Source organism: Bacteroides sp. 4_1_36, from assembly GCF_003466325.1.
In the GTDB taxonomy this organism is placed as follows: Bacteria; Bacteroidota; Bacteroidia; order Bacteroidales; family Bacteroidaceae; genus Bacteroides; species Bacteroides uniformis.
Window position 1 is genome coordinate 37,298 of record NZ_QSOX01000012.1, and the last position, 19,856, is coordinate 57,153.

At 44.9% G+C, this 19,856-nt stretch carries 10 protein-coding genes; all 10 read right to left on the reverse strand.

From position 1 onward, the window contains the following. Positions 1-59: 59 nt before the first annotated feature. The gene (locus DXD65_RS12630) at positions 60-1,568 is read right to left on the reverse strand and encodes a RagB/SusD family nutrient uptake outer membrane protein (RefSeq protein ID WP_227239046.1); all 1,509 of its coding nucleotides are present in this window, start codon (positions 1,566-1,568) and stop codon (positions 60-62) included. A 25-nt stretch (positions 1,569-1,593) separates the two neighbouring features. Next, a complete protein-coding gene (locus DXD65_RS12635; protein WP_005830593.1) occupies positions 1,594-4,599 on the reverse strand; it encodes a SusC/RagA family TonB-linked outer membrane protein in 3,006 nt (1,001 codons plus the stop codon). A 174-nt stretch (positions 4,600-4,773) separates the two neighbouring features. Beyond that, positions 4,774-5,925: a glycoside hydrolase family 172 protein gene (locus DXD65_RS12640; RefSeq protein WP_057258840.1), complete on the reverse strand. Its 1,152-nt coding sequence runs from the start codon at positions 5,923-5,925 to the stop codon at positions 4,774-4,776. Between the two features lie 24 nt (positions 5,926-5,949). Then, on the reverse strand, positions 5,950-7,527 hold the full coding sequence (locus tag DXD65_RS12645) for a sulfatase-like hydrolase/transferase (protein ID WP_005830598.1): 1,578 nt from the start codon (positions 7,525-7,527) through the stop codon (positions 5,950-5,952). Between the two features lie 12 nt (positions 7,528-7,539). After that, positions 7,540-8,886, reverse strand: coding sequence for a sulfatase (locus DXD65_RS12650; protein ID WP_005830600.1), 1,347 nt, complete (start codon positions 8,884-8,886; stop codon positions 7,540-7,542). An 18-nt stretch (positions 8,887-8,904) separates the two neighbouring features. Continuing rightward, on the reverse strand, positions 8,905-10,101 hold the full coding sequence (locus DXD65_RS12655; RefSeq protein ID WP_057258842.1) for a glycoside hydrolase family 172 protein: 1,197 nt from the start codon (positions 10,099-10,101) through the stop codon (positions 8,905-8,907). A gap of 35 nt (positions 10,102-10,136) precedes the next feature. Beyond that, a complete protein-coding gene (locus tag DXD65_RS12660) occupies positions 10,137-11,702 on the reverse strand; it encodes a sulfatase family protein (RefSeq protein ID WP_081030267.1) in 1,566 nt (521 codons plus the stop codon). 47 nt (positions 11,703-11,749) lie between these two features. Continuing rightward, positions 11,750-14,401 carry a glycoside hydrolase family 2 TIM barrel-domain containing protein gene (locus DXD65_RS12665; protein WP_057258865.1) on the reverse strand — a complete coding sequence of 884 codons (2,652 nt, stop codon included), beginning with the start codon at positions 14,399-14,401 and terminating at the stop codon, positions 11,750-11,752. Positions 14,402-14,553: 152 nt separating this feature from the next. Continuing rightward, on the reverse strand, positions 14,554-16,845 hold the full coding sequence (gene bglX, locus DXD65_RS12670; RefSeq protein WP_117887699.1) for a beta-glucosidase BglX: 2,292 nt from the start codon (positions 16,843-16,845) through the stop codon (positions 14,554-14,556). Positions 16,846-17,012: 167 nt separating this feature from the next. Continuing rightward, the gene (locus DXD65_RS12675; protein ID WP_117887700.1) at positions 17,013-19,850 is read right to left on the reverse strand and encodes a hypothetical protein; all 2,838 of its coding nucleotides are present in this window, start codon (positions 19,848-19,850) and stop codon (positions 17,013-17,015) included. Between the last annotated feature and the right edge of the window lie 6 nt (positions 19,851-19,856).

The following is a 19,856-nucleotide window of genomic DNA, read 5'->3' on the forward strand; positions in this document are numbered from 1 at the left end:
TTTTAAACATTTTAATCACATAAGAAGTAGGAGTAGCCTTAGGCTACTCCTCACACACCTTATTTATTTTGCTTCAATATTCCTTGAGAAATATCAATCTGCTTCTGTGGAATGTAGAATGTGGAATGCTGGCTCATATTGAAGTTTGTCTTTCCATGGGCCTTCAGCATCTTTTCTGCATATCCGGGAACAACTTTATCAGCCCGAATCAAATCAAAGAAACGGTGTCCTTCCATTGCTAATTCAATGCGACGCTCATTCCATATGATTTCACGCAACTTTGCCTTATCCCTCTCTGTTATTTTAGGTAATACAGTGGGATCATCACCGGACTTACGAGCACGGTCTCTGACCAATTCCAATTTAGCCAGGGCGTCATCTACTAATGGGTCGCTTTCACCATTTGCCAACTCATTGCAGGCCTCAGCATACATTAACAGTACATCCGCATAACGCAGAAAATACAAGTGGCAATTTTGTTTAGCAAAATTATTGGCATTCCAATAAGTTGTAGGCCACATTGTCTTTTTATTGGCACGCGGTTGTACTCCCGGTTCGTCCTTGAAGTTTATAACCCCAACTCCTTCCATATTTTCGCCATCGTAAATGATAGTAGCCTCCCGTCTCGGATCACCTGATTCATAAGCCTTATCCAAAGATTCTGACGGAGAACAGAATCCCCAACCTTTGAAACCTCTGACACCTTGCCACTTCACATATTCGGAAGCCTTATCTCTCGTCTTGTCTGATCCCCACAAATACTGGTCGGCCAGCATCACTTCATCAGAATAATAAGAATCCGGGCTAAACAAATCACGGTAATTGTGATGCAGGTTATATTCTCCCCTACTTATTACCTGCCCTGCATATTGTTTTACACTTGCATAATCTTGACGGAACAAATAAACTTTAGCCAACAAGCCTTCTGCAGTTCCTTTCGTAACTCTTCCTCTCTCAGCAATCCCCCATTCATCACGGGTTGGCAAATTCATTGCCGCATAGGATAAGTCATCAATAATCTGCTGATAAATAGCTTCTTCAGAAGCGCATGGCTGATCATATTCATCGGGATTCTGAACTTTAGTAACCAAAGGTACGCCACCGTAAGTTCTCACCAAGTTAAAGTAAAAGAAACCACGGAAAAAACGTGCCTGTGCAATGCTTCTAATCTTTAACTGCTCATCTTTCAACACATCCAAGTTATCCAATGCTACGTTACAGAATCCGATTCCTTTATAATTTCCGGTCCACCAGCCGTTCAATTCAGAAGTATAAACATCATAAGTAAAATCATTCAATGAATTCACGCGAGCATAACTACCATCTGCCGGTGAACTTCCTGTATCAGAATTGTCACTCGGCACCTCCATAATGCCAAACCAAGAAAAGCCGATCAAGTCCCAACTTTTCATTTGAGAATATATAGCATTAATTCCCATCAAAGCACCTTCTTCTTCCCCGAAGAAAATATCTTGCGTCAATTTCCCTTGCGGCTTTGTATCCAAAAAATCAGAACAAGAGGTAAAAACCAATGCTGAAGCTAATAAAAGTGAATATATCTTTTTCATAATCATTTCCTATTTTTATTTTCCATTAGAATGTAAGATTCAAGCCAAAACGGCAGGTAGCGGTAATCGGATAAATATCACGGTCAAGCCCCCCTAAGATTTCAGGAGTAAATCCGTTATAATTCGTAAAATAAAGCAGGTTATTACCTGAGAAGTACAATCTCAAATTCTGGATATGCACTTTTTGCATCAAGTTTTTTGGGAATGTATATCCTAATTCCACAGTCTGTAACTTCACATAGTTGCCACTCTCAACATAACGGTCGGAAACAAAATAATTGTTACCCTCAAATGTCATGCGCGGAATGGAAGTATTCCTATTGTTTTCAGTCCATCTATCCAAGAACGAACGATCCCAGTTATCAACACCAGCATTTCTTTCAGCTTGTTTGGCATTATAAATCTTATTACCAAAATTACCCTGCAAATCAATTGACAAATCAAAGCCTTTCCAAGCGGCAGTTATACCCAAACCACCGATAAACTTCGGAGTAGGAGAGCCTAAATCCGTACGGTCTTCAGCAGTTATATATCCATTGCCATCCGTATCTGCATAAATCAGATCACCCGGAGCTACATTTGCCTGATACTTCTTCTTCGCATCACCGGAAGCAGCCGCAGCCATCGCATTATACTGCTCAATCTCCTCATTACTTTGGAAAATACCAATAGTCTTGTAACCATAAAAATACTTGATTGGCATTCCTTCTTCTGTCATATGAACACTTTTTCCGGAACCTATATCCCCACTGGTGATACGTTTACCTCCCAAATTAGTCACCTCATTCTTAATTGTAGTTCCAGTCAAGCGGATGCCATAACGAAAATCCTTAAACGAGTCTTCCCATTTCACCGTAAAATCAAGTCCAGAGTTACGTACTGAGCCCACGTTTGTTTCTACAGAGGCAAGTCCTACAGAAGCAGGAACATCCACATTTACCAACATTTCTTTTGTATCTCTTCTGTAATAGTCAAACTCTAAAGAAAAGCGATTATTGAACAAGCCTAAATCAAAACCAAGATCCAACTGCTCTGAACGTTCCCAATGGATTTGTGTATTATAAAGAGAAGTTACAGTACCACCAGAATAATAATCACCACCAAATACAGCATCATAAGTAGGGGCTACATTAGCCAATGCATAATATTTGTCATTACCAATCTTATCATTACCAATTTGCCCCCAGCTACCTCTAATCTTCAAGTTACTCAACCATTCAACATTATCTTTAATAAAAGCTTCTTCAGAAATCCTCCATCCGGCAGCTACTGACGGAAAATATCCCCAACGGTTATCCGGTCCAAACTTCGAAGAGCCATCGGCACGTATAGAAGCCGTCAACAAATATCTGTCCATTAAAGCATAGTTGGCACGGAACAAGTAAGACATCATGGCTTCATGTTTTCCATTATTCTCAAGTCCACGTGTATCGCTTGAAGACTGATCCAAATACCAATAGTCTTCCACTTCTGAGAAGAAATTACGTCCTGACCCGCCTAACTTTTCATTAGTGTATTTTTGAGCAGTAATACCACCCAAAAGATTCAGACGATTTTTATCATTGATTTGCCAATCATAAGTCAAGATATTCTCCCACAGCCAAGTAAAATCTCTAGTCCATGTTTTAGACAAGCTGTTCTCATCTACCTTTTGATACTCCGAGATATAATACTTAGGAGTAAAATTACGACTTCTACCATTAATATAATCAATGCCCAAGCTGGTCTTAAAATTCAACCCTTTAATAACTTCCCAATTCAAGAATGCACTACCCACAATTCTATCTTTCCAATTATCACTATTCATATAATGGAGGGTAGCAAGCGGATTAGCAGTAGATGCCACCTGAGGATCGGAGAAATTACCATTCTCATCATAAGGAGTAATGATAGGACTCAGTTTATAAGCAGATTTTACAACTCCCTTATTTTCATTTTTTGTATGACTGAAAGAAGCCGATAAGTTATGCCCGATAGTCAAATGTTTGTTTATTTTATATGAATTATTGGCACGCAAAGTAAAACGGTCATAAGAATTTTCCTTTATGATACCATCCTGTTGGAAATATCCGGCACTCAAATTATAACGTACCTTTTCTGTTCCGCCACTAACAGCAACTTGATAATCACGGACAGACGCTACTCGGAAAATCTCATCGAACCAATTGGTCCCTTTTCCGAAAGAAGCCGGATCATCATAAACAAGACCGCCATCTGGATTAATATTCAAGTTAGCTTCATTTTGCAGCATAGCATATTCAGAAGCCGTACACATCTCAAACTTACCGCTATTTTGGAACTGAAATCCTTCACTGGCAGTAATGTTCACCTGTGCTTTACCTTCAGCACCTTGCTTGGTGGTAACAATGATTACACCGTTAGCACCGCGAGAACCATACATGGCAGTAGCAGAAGCATCCTTCAATACCTCCATGGACTCAATATCATGGTTACTCAGGAATGATATATCGTCCATAAACATTCCATCAACCACATAGAGCGGATTGCTATTATTAGTAGTACCGATACCACGAATGCGCACTTCAGGAGAGCTACCCGGAGCACCGCTTGCAGAGATAAATACACCGGACACACGACCTTGCAACGCGTTAGCCACATTAGGTGTAGAAATCTTTTTCAAATCATCGCTCTTGATAGAACCAACAGCACCGGTCAAGTCTGATTTACGCTGTACACCATAGCCTACAACTACAACTTCATCGATCAACATATTGTCTTCTTGCATTACTACATTAATAGTAGTACGACCATTCACTGCTATTTCTTGGTCTTTCATACCAATATAGCTATAAAGCAAGACAGCGTTACTGGGAACATTGGTAATCTTATAATCACCATCAAGTCCAGTAACGACTCCTTGCTGAGGAGCCCCCTTTACCGAAACTGTAGCACCAATAACAGTCATTCCCGTCTTGTCGGAAACGACACCCGAAACCGTAATTTTGTTCTGCGCCATCGAAACAACGGCAAACAGCAACATCACACATGTAATTAATAAATTTTTCTTCATTTTGTATTGATTTAAAATTCTTTTGCAAAAGTATAGGAGCAATTGATGTATGTCAAAAAACAAACTACCACAAGATTACCACAACCTACTCAAGCACTACAACGTAACTACTACAGCATTGTATAAAACACTAATTCCCAATAATATACACTAGGAAGTTATTTAAAAAATTATTCAGACTGCAGGCCTATCCAAATAGAAATATGCTGTTGAAGTTACATGATCTTGGCGGTAGAAATTAACAAATCCTGGCGGAAAGTCTTTATCCGTGATATGTAGGTCTGAATTTTCATCTAATAAACGATAGAATTTCAGTTTACCGCTTCTATCTATAGTAACCGGTACAAGAGGAACCTTCGCCTTGTACAGTTCGAGTACCTTTTGATATGGAGCACCTCCAATCTGCTGCAATGTAACTCTTATATCATGATGAAAATAAATCGGGTCCTGCACGTGGAAACGATACATACTCCACCAACAACTGTCCGCATTTGCAATCGGACAACCTTGATAACGGTGGGAATACTCGCCCTGCCCCCAAGCCGTACCAATATAGTCTTCAACTCCCGTACCACTCAATGTGGGAAATTCCTTATCTCCGTCAATGTAGAACTTGATTTCACCTTCTCCCCACCAAGTAGTTTCATAGGCCTTATTGGCAAAGATACCCAAGCTTACCCCCAAAAAGCGCCCCCTGCCCGATAGTTGGGGAAGAACAGTATAATCCACTCCCAACTTGGTGGATTTGTCTTCACGCCAGACAGCATGAAAATAGCTCATCTCCGAATCCCATTCCGGCAATTTAGTAAAGTTAATATCATAAAACAAGTGTGTCAGGTCCTCATCCGAGGTATTCACAAACACCACTTTGGCACCGGTGCGGTAAGGCATCGGAATACAACAGTTAAAAGAACGCTTCTCCGGATTAGAAAAGAAACAGTTCTCAAAACGAGATGTACGTGACAGCGGATTCCCAAAAAAATCTCCCAAAGGGACATCCACTGCCGGAACAACAGAGTTATCCCAATAAAACTTGATACGCAACGCACGAAGCATCTTAGGGTTACGTTTGCTGACTGTCAGCCAAATACGGTTAATGAGCCCGGGTCCTTGCTGAGACAACAATACACAGCTGTCTCCCGCCATGATTCTGCCGAAAGCACTTCCTTTTGCACCTTTATTGGCTTGAGCTGCCGTTCCCTTGGCACCGGTAGGATTTTCAAAACTTGTCCACCGCGTTTCATGGCCTTCAGGCACTTTCCATATTTGGGCATGGCTCAAAAAAACAAACGAAAACAAGACTGATATAAGAACTATTCTTTTCATTTTTTTATATTTATGGCATTTATACTATTTCCCTTTATAAGGCAACTTAAAACTCTCACCGATAACGCTCCTCCTATACTTCGCATCGTAAATGCGACGATTATGCTCGGACACTTTACGCCTATAACCTTCTTTATACCTAAAATTACGGCTGACAGGCTGTGGTTCCTTCGGCTCCACTACTACGCGTCCGTTCCAAGTAGTCTGATTTGTACAAGGAGGCAAGGCAGCATCCCAAGCATCAAATTCGGCCAAAAGGCTGTCTGCCAACTCCGGATATTCACCACTCAAATCATAAACCTCTTCCTTATCGTCCTTCATATCAAAGAGCTGGATTTTTCTTGTACTTCCCTGATCGTTATAAACTAACTTCCAATCTCCTTTACGGATGGCAAAATCCTCATCCCTACGCCAGTAAAGCGTAGAATGCGGACGCTTGTCTATAGGCCACTCACTTTTCAGATAGGGTAAAAGGCTGACTCCATCCAAAGAATATTTCTGTCTGGAAGTTCCACCGACAGCCTGCATAACTGTAGGAAATATATCAAGACTGATTACCGGATTATCATAAACCATACCTTGAGGCAACTCCGAGGGCCACGACATTATATAAGGAACTCGAATTCCACCTTCATAAGTATCAGCTTTATATCCTCTGAAAGGTCCAGGACTTGACATGGTCGTATTACCTCTGTCTTTATATTCATAACCGGTGCTACACTCTATTCCCTGCCCACGAGGAGAACCATTATCACTGATAAGAATAAAAAGAGTATTCTCTTCCAAACCATTTTTTCTCAAACTTTCCATGACACGACCTATACCATCATCCAAAGCCAACACCATAGCTGCAAAAACTTTCCGGTCTTCATGATGGAATCGCCTCCCCTCAAGCCGATTCACATAGTGTTCGGGAACTTGCCAAGGCGAATGAACGGCATTATACGAAAGGCAAAGCAGAAAAGGAGAGGAAGCATGCTTGTCTATAAACTCCACAGCTTCACGTGTAAAACAGTCCGTAATATATTCACCACTTTCGTGCAAAGGGGGTTGAATCTCGCCATTCCGATACAAAGGGCAAAAGTCATAAAGTTCCACTCCCGGTTTATCTGTAGAACGATAATAATCATGGGTATCAGACCAAAAACCATAGAATTGGTCAAATCCCCTACGATTAGGAGATTGTTCGGGAGAGTCAGCCATATGCCATTTTCCGACAAATCCCGTAGCGTAGCCACAATCGCGGACCATTTCACCCAAAGTAGATTGCCCTTCGGGAATCTTTGCCCAAGGATGCAGATTGTTATAGAAACCAAAGCGTTGTTGATAAACTCCCGTCAAGATACCTGCACGAGACGGTCCACTTATGGAACAAGACACATACCCTTGGCTGAATTGTACTCCCCTGCGGGCAAGTGCATCAATATTCGGTGTCGATACGTCTACCGCCCCCTGATAACCTACATCCCCCCAACCCATATCATCGGCAATGACCAACACAATATTGGGACGTTGGGATTTATCTCTTTGCACATTGCCTGCATTACTCCCGCTGAAGGGGAGTAATGCAGCAACAGACACTAATGTACATGAAACTTTCATATTGCTATCAGCTTAACGTCCAAAGTCGCATACAGAAGCTTTAATCTTCATTTCCGCCTTATGCTTCTCTGCAAGTTCCACAAGCTCTTTCACTATTTCAGGATGTTTTTCCGAAACCTCATATTGTTCAGAAAAATCTTCTTCCACATTATATAAGAAAGGAATTTCCGGGCGTTCCCAAACAGCATGCCGGGTATAAGGATCGGTAAGGGTACTGAAATGAATCTTCCAAGGACCTTTACGAACTGCCAGTAAATGGCTGCCACGCCAATAATACATCTCATCACGTGAAGACTCCCTCTGTTCCCACAACATGGGAGTCTGATCCATTCCGTCAAGTGTCACTCCCTCAGGTAGAGGAATACCTGCCATATTTAAGAATGTCGGCAAAATATCCATTGTTGCCATCATGCCTTGCTGCGTACACGGCGCTATTCGGCCCGGCATACGGAAAACAGCCGGAACGCGGAGACCTCCTTCCCAACAGGTAGACTTCCCTTGACGTAAAGCACCGGCAGAACCTCCATTCAGGCGCTGTACCAACCATGGTCCGTTGTCACTGGTAAAAATGACCAATGTGTTTTCATCCAGACCATTTTCCTTCAAGGCTTTCAATACTTCACCCACACTCCAGTCCAGCTCCTCGACCACATCGCCATACAGCCCCCGGTTACTCCTGCCTTCGAAACGCTCGTTCGTATGCAACGGCGTATGGGGGAAAGTATGTGCCAAGTAAAGGAAGAATGGACGATTCTTATTCTTTTTGATATAGTCTACAGCATATTCGGTATAACGCCGTGTCAATTCTCCCTGCTCAGGCTTGATTTCAAGAACAGAATCCCCCCGCATCAATGAGGCAGGGCGCATATCGTTCGAATAAGGTATTCCGAAAAAATCATCAAAACCATGGTCAGTAGGCAAATAAGGAGAAAAATGCCCCAAATGCCATTTACCTACACAAGCGGTAGCGTATCCATTCTGCTGCAACAGTTTGGCAACAGTCACTTCATCTTGTCCCAATCCTGCTTTGGAATCCGGGAAAAGAACATCCCGTTTATCGCCATACAGTCCATTACGAACCGGTAACCTGCCGGTCATCAGTGCACTGCGGCTAGGCGTAGAAACAGAAGCGCCCACATAAAACTGTGTGAACTTCATCCCTTCCGAGGCCATACGGTCAATGTTCGGGGTATGTATGGTAGGGTTTCCATAGCACCCCAAATCTCCATATCCCATATCATCACAGAAAATCAATACAAAATTCGGCTGCTCCTTCTCCTGCTCCGAACTACAAGACGAAAACATCATTTGAGAAACCGTAGTAGCAGCCAATAATGGAAATAAACTAATTTTTTTCATTTCATGTCCTCCAACTATTTATTCGTCCCCCCAAAGGTCCGCTTTGTTCCCCTTGTTCTTTCTCCATTCATGACGCCATTTGTGTATCATCACATTGTTTACCATCGGCTTCAGCTTACGGCCCGCCTTGTCGGGAATGGCCGGGACAGCCGTCGCCTTGTCCTGATACCAGTAAGCAACGGTAGCCAGGTCGAGCGTCAGGCAATTGTTGTGTCCATGCTCGATGGTGGCTTTCAGCCCTTTCTCGAAGAAGACGGGATCTTGAATAAAGAACCGATAGACATGTGTACGCCCCAAGAATCCGACATCATTATTCACACGTGGATAGCCGAAGTAGATATGCTGGTAGGGCTCTTTCGGGCACCAGGCGGTGTTGAACAAGTCTTCCGTACCGGTGCCTATCAAGGAAGCCTGTTTTTCACCGTCGATGAACCACATGTCATCGCCTTCACCATACCACATGGGGGTAGGGCACTGTACATAATAGTTCAATCCCACAAAATGGCCCTTTCCCTTGATATCGGCAAACACATAATTGTCGGCTCCGTCCTTATTCTCCGTCTGCTTACCCACGGAACCCCACTCGGTCTCCCCTTCGGGAAGCGCTTCGGTAATCTCACGGTTAAACCACGCATGGAAACGTCCCATGTCCTTGGGCAGTTCCTTCATCTCCACATAGTCTATGTAGTAGTAGAAGGCGCCGATGTTGACATCCGTCTGATTCTCTATCTCAATGCGCGCACCTTTGGCAAAAGGCATGGCGAAATAGCTGCACAAACCCGTACCACCGTTGGGACCGGAAGAAAGGGCAAAAGAAGCATAGTTATACTGTTCGTTCCATCCCTGGCCGAAAAAGGGACCGATGGGGGACACGACAGAAGGCTCGTCGCTGCCGTCCCAGTACATCCGAAGGATGATGTCGTTACGGGAAAGCTGGCGCGGTCCCGGAGACATCGTTATCCAGATATGGTTGATTACGCCTGCCCCCTTGATGTCGGCCAAGACAGCCGTTTCGCCCGGCTTGATGGCCTTCAGGTGGTCACGGTTGTTGCCCGTACGGTCATAACTGCTGACACGGCGGTTGCGCAAGCCTTCCTTCATCTTGGCAAGGTCATACATTTCACTAGACATATTGGTCTGCGCAAAAGCGCTGCCTACTCCCATCAAAAAGGAGAATAAACCTACAAAAAACTTTTTCATCATGGTATTCTTCATTTTTCAAATTATGTTTTTCATCAATCTATCGGTTGTCACTTTCTTGTGGCATCCGACTTCCTTATCTTCTCCTCCAGTATCCGCGCCAGCCTGCGTGCCACTTTGGGCTGCTGTTCATACACATTTGTGGTCTGGTATGGGTCTTCCTCCAAATTATAAAGCTGCACAGAGGGTGCATCCGGCTTTATCCGGGCATTTTCTATATCGCTGTTCACCTGATGGGTGAGCTGGAAAGCGGATGCCCCGCCCAAGTCATGGTCACCGACATTCTTTCCGGTAAATCCACCGCTGTTTTGCGCCGGAATATAGACCCACTTCCCTTTGCGAATGGAAAGATGGCTCTTTTGGGAAGGACAGATAATAATATGGTCCCGAATCATTTTCCCGGGATTTCCGATAAGGGCAGGAAGCATATTGAAACTGTCCGGCCCGTCCTGCTCCTGCAATTCATATCCTGTGAGGGCAGCCAAAGTGGCAAGCATGTCAACATTGGACATCAACTGGTTGGATACGCTGCCCGCAGGAATCCTGCCCGGCCAGCGGACAATCATAGGAATGCGATGCCCGCCTTCCCAAGCTCCGAACTTGAAACCAAGAAGCTTGCCGTTGATATGGTGTCCTGCCTTCCAAGCTCTCTGCCCTCCATGATTCAGCATTCCTCCGTTGTCACTGGTGAAGATGAGCAGAGTATTTCCCGCCAGCCCTTCCTCATCGAGGGTACGCATAATCTCGCCTACCACCCAGTCCAATTCATGGATTGAATCACCGTAAGGTCCTGCCTCACTGGTACCTACAAAGCGTTCGGCCGGTGTAAAAGGATGATGGATGTTGGTGGTAGCATAATACAAGAAGAAAGGTGAATCCTTATGTTCCTTTATCCACTGCACGGCCCGGTCTTTCAAAGTAGTGGCTACAGCCCTGTCTTTGTACAAACGGTGCGCAGCCGTGGCTCCACCAATAGAGTTGATACCGAATTTTTCATCGAACTCCTCCGTTTCTGCCCTCTTGCCTCTTACAAACGGGTCGTTGGGATCATAACCCACCACATGATGGTTCTCCACATAAACAAAAGGTGGATGACTGTTGAGAATAGGCACACCGAAGTAATAATCGAATCCCAATTCAAGTGGTCCGGGAGCCAGTTCCTTGTTCCAGTCCATCTTTTCGTCCGTACGGAATCCAAGATGCCACTTCCCCACGATGGCAGTGGAATAGCCGGAACGTTTCATCACATCCGCAATTGTGGTGCGTGCCGTATCAATTTGCAGAGTCTGATTCAGGAAGATTGCCCCCCAAATATCCTCACGGCAAGGATATTGACCAGTCATTAGTCCATAACGTGAAGGCGTGGAAACAGCCGAGGATGAATGAGCGTCCGTAAAGCTACGGCCCTGCGATGCCAGACGGTCTATATTGGGAGTCTTGACCTTGGTGGCACCGTAACAACCAATGTCGCCATAGCCCAAGTCATCAACGTTGATAATGATTACATTGGGCTTGACCTCAGTGGAAGCCGGAGATTGCTGCGCGACGGCAGGCAAAGCGCTGAATCCCATCCCTACTGTGAAGGAGAGGGACCCGGTGAGAAGTTTGTGTTTCATGTTTCACTCAATTTATCGGTTAATACAACATCCTTGCAAATAGAAGGTCAATGAATCCTGAATATCTTTATCCCATTCAAGAACGTCATTCCCTTCACCGCCTCAAAGTCCACTGTAAGGTTTCCACCGGTTACGGCAATACGCAATTTCTTGGATATGCAACGGTTCCCGCCTACTTCTATCGCCGGAGAGAAATGATTCAGCCAAGGTCGGTTGTTGACAGAAACATTGAAGACACTGCCGCGGAAATCGGCATTGTCTAGGGTAGCGACAGCTCCCAAATCGTAAGTCACCCGCTCGGAACGTGCGTTCAGGTCAGCAAAAAGAAGTTCCACTTCATAGTCGCCGTCGGGCAAGTCGAAGCGATAGGCCTTGATGTCCTTGCGTTTGGTCTGGAGCAAAGGAACATTACGGGTGTCTTTCACCTCGGCAGTGGTTCCGATACGTCCCGGAGAACGGCGGAAAATCTCTCCACCTATGTAGCCCCAACTTCCAGGAGTATAAGCTTGGTCGGGAAGCCAGCAAAGATCACTCTTGTCATCCGTAAAGAAACAGTTGCTGCCCACGTTCACTGCAAGTTCCAGCTGTCCGGAGCCGACTGCCGCGATATGGCGAGGCTGCATCTTCACAAAAATGTCCGAAACCTGCTCCACCTTCTTCCCATGGCAGATACCTGAAGCCACAAGCGTGTTTCGCCCCGCAACGAGAGGCACTTGCCACACTGCATGGCAATTCTCGATGCCTTGCACGGAGAGCTTCGTGCCGTTGACAGACAACTCCACCTTATCCAGATTGGAATACACTTTCACCGGATGTTCCACCGCTTCACCGTCCGAAACCACAGTCCGATGCTTCCAGTCATCCACAGCAATGTGCAGCACCGGAATATCCTTGCGCAGGAATGCCTGGAAATAATAGAACACATCTTTAGGACGGCGGTCATTGTACATCAGTCCTTTATTATTGATATGCGGCGTAGCCTCCTGGCGACTGGCAGAACTGAAATCAATGAAGTTCCACTCCGTGGCGCCCACTATGAACGGTCGCTTCATGATAGCGGGCAGATAGTATTCGAGGTACAACTGCTGCCATTGCATGGAGAAATCGAATATCTGCGGATCGAGCGACTGCAAGCGCGGGTCGGAACCGGCACCGAACTCACTGATTATTAACGGACGGTGCGGGTATTTACGATGCTCTTCGTCCACAAAGCGGTCGAAAGACTTGAAGTCGTTCTCATACCAGCCCTGATAAAGGTTCCAACCGGAAATGTCGGTGATATTGCTGAGACCGATTTTATTGTAAATCTGATTGCCGTGGTAGGCCATCGTACTCAGACGGTAGGGGTCTTCCCTCTTCAGAGTTTCCTCCAGATGCCGGGCAAGCGCCAAGGTATTCTCGTAGAAACCGTTGAGCCGTTGTTTCTTCACCCGATACTGCAGCTGGATAACAGCCTCGTTCATATACCCCCACATAATGACGGACGGATGGTTGTAATGCTGGCGAATCATTTCGCGCAAGGCGCTTGTGGCATTCGCGCGGAACTCGTCACCCAAAGCTATCAAATCTACTACCGGAATCTCCTCCCATACCAGCATGCCGAGTTCGTCGCAAGCACGCAACACGGCATCGTCCTGTGGGTAATGTGCCAGACGGACAAAGTTCACACCCATGTCTTTCAGCAACTGCATATCCCTGCGGTGCATCTCATCCGAAAGCGCTATGCCTATCGGCATCTGGTCCTGATGACGGCAAGCTCCCATAAGTTTCAGGGGTTCCCCATTCAACTTGAAGCCTTCCTGCGCATCCACGCTGAACCAGCGGACCCCCAAAGGGACACGTGTCTCATCTTTCAACACCTTGCCACGCACATCTTTCAAAGAAACTTTCACGCTGTACAGATAAGGGGAATCGGGCGACCACAACTGTGGCTTTTCCAACTGTAACCGTTCCTCGAAGGCGAACGCCCCGTCGGCATCTATCCGGACGCTGCGCAAAGATTGGGCTACGGTCTTCCCATCTGTATCCAGCACCTCGACGTCCAACTTCAACACCGCACGCCGCACATCACGGTTCACCAAAGTCCCACGCACACTGATTTCTGCCCTATCCTCACTCACGGAAGGCAAATCGACATAAATGCCCGTAGAGGCATAGTCGGTAAGGCTGATGTGCTGCTTTGCAGCACTGATGAGCCACACATTGCGGTAGATGCCGCCAAAGATGGTGAAGTCGCCGGACAAAGGAGGTATCCGGTCGTTCTGATTATTGACGTGCACCATCAGCAGATTCGGGGCATCGGTCCTTACTTTATCCGTAATGTCTACGGTAAAGGCAGAGTAACCTCCTTTGTGGGTAGTGAGCAGCTCGCCGTTGAGGTACACATCTGCCAGAGAATTGACACCATCAAATTTCAGGTAAAGCTGTTTATCCCGCATCTGCGCGGCATCCGTACGGAACTCTTTCTTATACCAGGAAGAAGCCCTGCGGTAGTTACGGGTAGAATAGGCATCCGCATTCCAGGTATGCGGCAGATGTACCTGCTGCCAACCTTCTTCATGGCGTTGCACTTCCTGCAACCGATTGTCATCACATGCGGCATAATACCAGCCGTCATTAAAACTCTGAACCACCCGCCCAGCATTGACAACCGGGTACATGGTGGACAGACACAATATTAATAAAAATATTTTCTTCATGTTTTTCAATAGATCATATTATCTTACACAAGTCAAGCAAATACTGCAAGAATACTGCATATAGTTTGCAGTGAAAATGCAGACAATATGCAGCAACAATGCCATTTCAACGCAGTGGCTCGAATGCTGCATATTGCCGCCTTGGGAATCAGTTAGAGTAACTTGAACGCTGCTTTCTTTACATCCCGGCTACTTCTGCCAATCATCACCTCAAAGTCACCCGGCTCGCATACAAAATCAAGATTGTAGTTGTAGAACTTCAGCAATTCGGGAGTAATCTTGAAAGATACTTTTTTAGATTCGCCGGCTTTCAGGAAAATCTTTTCAAAGCCTTTCAACTCTTTCACCGGACGGGTTACACTTCCCACAAGGTCACGAATATAAAGCTGGACCACTTCGGCACCGTCTCTCTTGCCGGTATTGGTCACAGTCACGGTAGCAGTCAGTTCGCCCTTATCCGTCATGCTAGTCTTGTCCAAAGCCACGTCGCTATAAGAGAATGTTGTATAGCTCAAGCCGAAACCGAAGGGATAAAGCGGTTCATTGTCCATGTCTATATAGTTGCTGCGGAATTTCTGGAACCATGCACCGTCGGCAAGAGGGCGACCCGTGTTCTTGTGGTTGTAGAACAAAGGAATCTGTCCCACGCTCTTCGGGAAAGTCGTAGTCAGCTTTCCGCTCGGGTTCACATCACCAAACAGTACATCGCCGATGGCAAAACCTGCCTCACTGCCCGCAAACCATACATTCAGAATGGCCGGCACGTTTGCCTGCTCCCAGTTCAGTACCAGCGGACGACCGGTAAACAGCACCAGTACCACAGGTTTTCCCGTTTTCAATAATTCCTGTAACAGTATGCGTTGGGTGTCCGTCATTTCAAGATTCGTGCGGCAACTGCTCTCTCCACTCATTTCCGAAGACTCACCGAGCGCAGCCACAATAACATCCGATTTGGCAGCCACGGCAAGAGCCTCGTCCAGCAACTCCTTGTCCGAACGATTGTCACGGTGTAAAGAACGTCCGAACATAGTGGCACGTTTCTCATATTCGGCATCACTCATCAAATTACAGCCTTTCGCAGTCAGTATTTCGGCTTTACCGCCTGCTACCGCCTTCAAACCTTCAGCCAAAGAAGTAGCATTCTTCAATACGGCAGCCACACTCCAAGTACCCGGCATATTACTGCGGCTGTCTGCCAACGGACCTACCACAGCAATAGTGCCCTTCTTGGCCAGCGGAAGCACATTACCCTCGTTCTTCAGCAACACCAAGCTCTCCGAAGCAATCTTACGCGCAACGGCACGATGCTCTTTGGTAAAGATTTGCTTCTTGGCACGCTTCACATCACAGTATTTATAAGGATTATCGAACAAGCCTAACTTGTACTTAGCTTCCAAAATACGGCGACAAGCCGCATTAATAGCTTCTTCTGTCACTTTTCCTTCTGTCAATGACTTCTTGAGCGTACCTACAAATGCATCGCTCACCATATCCATATCGACACCAGCATTCAACGCCAACGCGGCAACAGTCTGCGTATCGCCCATGCCATGGTCGGTCATTTCTGTAATTCCGGTATAATCTGTCACTACAAAACCGTCAAACCCCCACTGCTTACGCAATACATCCGTCATCAACCACTTGTTTCCAGTAGCTGGAATACCATCGACCTCATTGAAAGAAGCCATCGCACTGCCCACACCGGCATCAACCGCCGCCTGATAGGGCAACATGTATTCATTGAACATGCGCTGATGACTCATATCTACTGTATTATAGTCACGTCCTGCCTCGCCGGCACCATACAAGGCAAAATGCTTTACACAAGCCATGATCTCATCATTACGGCTCATATCCTTTCCCTGATAACCACGTACCATGGCTTGCGCAATGGCTGCTCCCAGAAACGGGTCTTCACCGTTGCCCTCGGACACACGCCCCCAACGGGCATCACGGCAAATATCCACCATCGGACTGAATGTCCAGCAAATACCGTCGGCGCTGGACTCAATGGCTGCAATACGCGCCGATTCTTCAACCGCCTTCATATCCCATGTACACGATAATCCTAAAGGAATGGGAAACACCGTTTCATATCCATGAATAACATCCATACCAAATAAGAGAGGAATACCCAAACGACTTTCTTCAACCGCCTGCTTCTGTACATCGCGGATACGTTCCACGCCTTTCAGATTGAAAAGCCCGCCCACTTCACCGGCACGAATACGTTTGGCCACATTACTACTTTTAGCCTGACCGGTCGTAATCTCACCGGTAACCGGCAGATTCAACTGACCTATTTTCTCTTCCAGGGTCATCTTCTTCATTAAATCGTCGATGAAACGATCCATATCAACCGGAGATTTCTGTGCATACGCACTAACGGCAGTAAACACCAACAAGACTAAAAATAATTGTAACTTGAAAAGTAAATGCTTCATGTTTTTCATGCTTTTAATTGATAGAAATATTATTTTACTGCAAATAAAAGAAAAGCATGCGACAATCTCCACATCCCGTACTACAACAAAAGTACAACCATCACTAAAAAACAAAAGAGGAAGTACAATATTAGTACTTCCCCCATTAATATTTCACTGTAAAGCAGCTATTTAAAGTTTATAAGAAAATCAGTCAGACTTTCTTCCGGAAGCAGATTGAATTTCTTGCGCAACCGGTATCTTGCAGCATCAACCCCACGCGTGGAAATGTTGAGCAACTTCGCTATCTCCTTTGTCGGCATATTCAAGCGAAGCAATGCGCAAAAGCGCAAATCTCCTGAAGTTAAATCTGTATATTGAAGTTTCAGATTACGGAAGAAATTCTCGTGTATACGGTCAAAATTAGCCTGAAACATAGTCCAATTCTCTTCATCGGACACTATATTGCTATTAACTAAAGTGAGCAGCTTATCCAAGTTCTTACGGCTATACTGTCCTAACAACTTTTGCCGCTGTATCTCTTCTTTCAAGGAACTCAGAAATTCCTGATGGGCGATATTTGTCATTACCACACTGGACAACTCCTTGCTTTTAAAACGCAAATCGGCCTCAAGCTGTTCCTTTTCCAACTCAACAATCTTCTTCTCTTGCCGCTCGAGTTCTGCCTGATGGGCTACGCGCTGCCGTTCAATCACACGGTCTTTCTTTTTCTTCACGAAACGGTAGACCAGATATTGCAATAAAGCCAACAGACACAATCCTGCCAAGATATAACTTCCCACAGCCCAATAAGACAAATACCACGGACGCAAAATCTCAAAAGGAAGCTCTACCGATGCCAAAACTCTATCGGTATCATATATCTCTGCCTGAAAAACATAACTTCCATAGGAGAGCCGAGAATACTTCTTCTGCAAATAGCGTCCACCCGGCATCCATTGGTCAGAATATCCTTCCAACCGATACCTTACCTTATAAGTATAATTACTATAAACCGGATAACACAATGTAAAATTCACCGTATTAAACTCAGGCTCCACCTTGGCTCCCGGCTGCACGACCAATGTTTTCCGCTTACCACTGAATTCATCAATGACCCGCATTCCCGAAATCCATAAAGAGCGTCTGACCCGAGATTTATATAACGAGGAACTGTCCGTCTCAATACGGGCAATGGCATTGTTCAGGCAAAGATAGGAACAGCCATTCCTCACGTCATAAGCCACGCTTCCCCGTTCTTCCACCGTCAGACCGTCAAACAAAGAATATGGAATCCGGAGTTCGATATTGAAAGTATTTATCGCACACTTCACTAAATACACTATCCTATCACCCACAAACCAATAGTAATCTCCGTTCGCACGACTCACTGTCTTGATTCCCTTCAATTCCATCAATTGTTCATTCATTGTTTCATAGGGAACAATCGAATCAGTCATATCTTCGTAAGTATAGAAATATTCCCCATTAGAAAAAACTACCCGACCATTGATTTTGAACAAAGTAAAACTCCCACCTTTCACTTCTCCCAGGCCCTCATACTTCCGTACATCCTTTACCTGCTTCATATCCGGATCAATCCGAAAACGATACAAACCATTCCTTAAGTGTTTCGCCCAGATATTCCCTTGATGGTCCACCTCTATGTGACGGACCATATGACTGAATCCACGCAGAGACCGGATAAAACCATATGCTCCCGAAGTATCTTCCGTATATAGATTTAAAAGCGCATAAGTTCCTTCCAATAAAAAAGATTCTTCCTTCGATTCAATCTTTTCCATACACATCCCTCCCTTTACATCAGATACCAACTTTGACTTCAACCCCGATATAAGGAAAGTTCCTTTGTTATGCCCGCAAAAAATCTGTTTTCCCCATTCATCGACGAACCACGCTTGTTCTTCCAAACCCGGAACTAATTCAGTCTTTCCATCCTTAAGCCAATAAAGTCCCTGATTAGAAGCAATATAAGCTTCATTTTCCCTTACCAGAACATCATATACCATGCCTATTTTACGAAATGGAGGTTCATAATAATAGATTAAAGAATTGTTGTGTATATAGGCAATACCTTCATCCAAAGCTGTCCATATATTGTTGTCATCATCACAATATAATCTCAAAACAGTATTGTTCTGTAGTTTATTATCCGTATTGACCTTCCAAATCAGCTTTCCCTTTTTATCCAACGCATATATGCCATCGGATATTGTGCCAACAACGTAACAACTGTCCTTGGTTATCACCGCACGATTAATGGTATGCTTCCTGAATATATCATCACATTCGGTTTTCCATTTTTCTACCCTCCCATCTCGATAGAGGAGAAAACCTCCCTGATTACGAGTAAGCATTAAAACGGCATCATCATAAGGAAGCCCAGCCAAGACATCGCTATTTCCAAATACCTTTCTGGGAATAAGTTCTTCCATTTTCCTGTCGGAAAAGACACAAAGTCCACCATTTATTCTTTGAGAATAAAAAGTATTTCCAACCTGAAATAAGTTCAGCGGAAGGCTCTTCACCCGAATACCTTCCACAGAATTTCCATTATAAAAAAAGAGAGAACCAAACGATTGAAATACAATTTCCCCTTGAACGCAAACAATGTTCCAGATTTCGTCGTTATGAAAAGTAAAGTCCTTCACCTCATCTTTTAGCGAGTGATATTCAAGGGTATTATAAGGAGTATGAACAAAATAACCGAATTCTTCGTAAGAGCCTACATAAATTTTTCCATCTTCACTGATATATATAGCACGCACAATTCCTTTTGTCGGTAATTCATACAGCCGCCAAGCACTTCCATCAAATTCCAGCAGCCCACTGTTATTACCGAAATACATCACCCCTCTTTCGTCCTGAGCAATGGCCCAATTCTGAATACCGGCATTATAATCCGACACCGAATAGCTCCTCACTATAGGAGAAAAAGGTATGGGTGAAGCTTGCAGCAAACTACTGAAAACCAAAGACAAGAAAAACGTTATTGCAATTCTCATGAGTAC

Excerpts from the sequence above, each read along its gene's own strand:
- DXD65_RS12665 (WP_057258865.1), bottom strand. The coding sequence starts at position 14,401 with ATGAAGAAAATATTTTTATTAATATTGTGTCTGTCCACCATGTACCCG.
- DXD65_RS12660 (WP_081030267.1), bottom strand. The coding sequence starts at position 11,702 with ATGAAACACAAACTTCTCACCGGGTCCCTCTCCTTCACAGTAGGGATG.
- DXD65_RS12635 (WP_005830593.1), bottom strand. The coding sequence starts at position 4,599 with ATGAAGAAAAATTTATTAATTACATGTGTGATGTTGCTGTTTGCCGTT.
- DXD65_RS12645 (WP_005830598.1), bottom strand. The coding sequence starts at position 7,527 with ATGAAAGTTTCATGTACATTAGTGTCTGTTGCTGCATTACTCCCCTTC.
- DXD65_RS12630 (WP_227239046.1), bottom strand. The coding sequence starts at position 1,568 with ATGAAAAAGATATATTCACTTTTATTAGCTTCAGCATTGGTTTTTACC.
- DXD65_RS12640 (WP_057258840.1), bottom strand. The coding sequence starts at position 5,925 with ATGAAAAGAATAGTTCTTATATCAGTCTTGTTTTCGTTTGTTTTTTTG.
- DXD65_RS12650 (WP_005830600.1), bottom strand. The coding sequence starts at position 8,886 with ATGAAAAAAATTAGTTTATTTCCATTATTGGCTGCTACTACGGTTTCT.
- DXD65_RS12655 (WP_057258842.1), bottom strand. The coding sequence starts at position 10,101 with ATGAAGAATACCATGATGAAAAAGTTTTTTGTAGGTTTATTCTCCTTT.
- bglX (WP_117887699.1), bottom strand. The coding sequence starts at position 16,845 with ATGAAGCATTTACTTTTCAAGTTACAATTATTTTTAGTCTTGTTGGTG.
- DXD65_RS12675 (WP_117887700.1), bottom strand. The coding sequence starts at position 19,850 with ATGAGAATTGCAATAACGTTTTTCTTGTCTTTGGTTTTCAGTAGTTTG.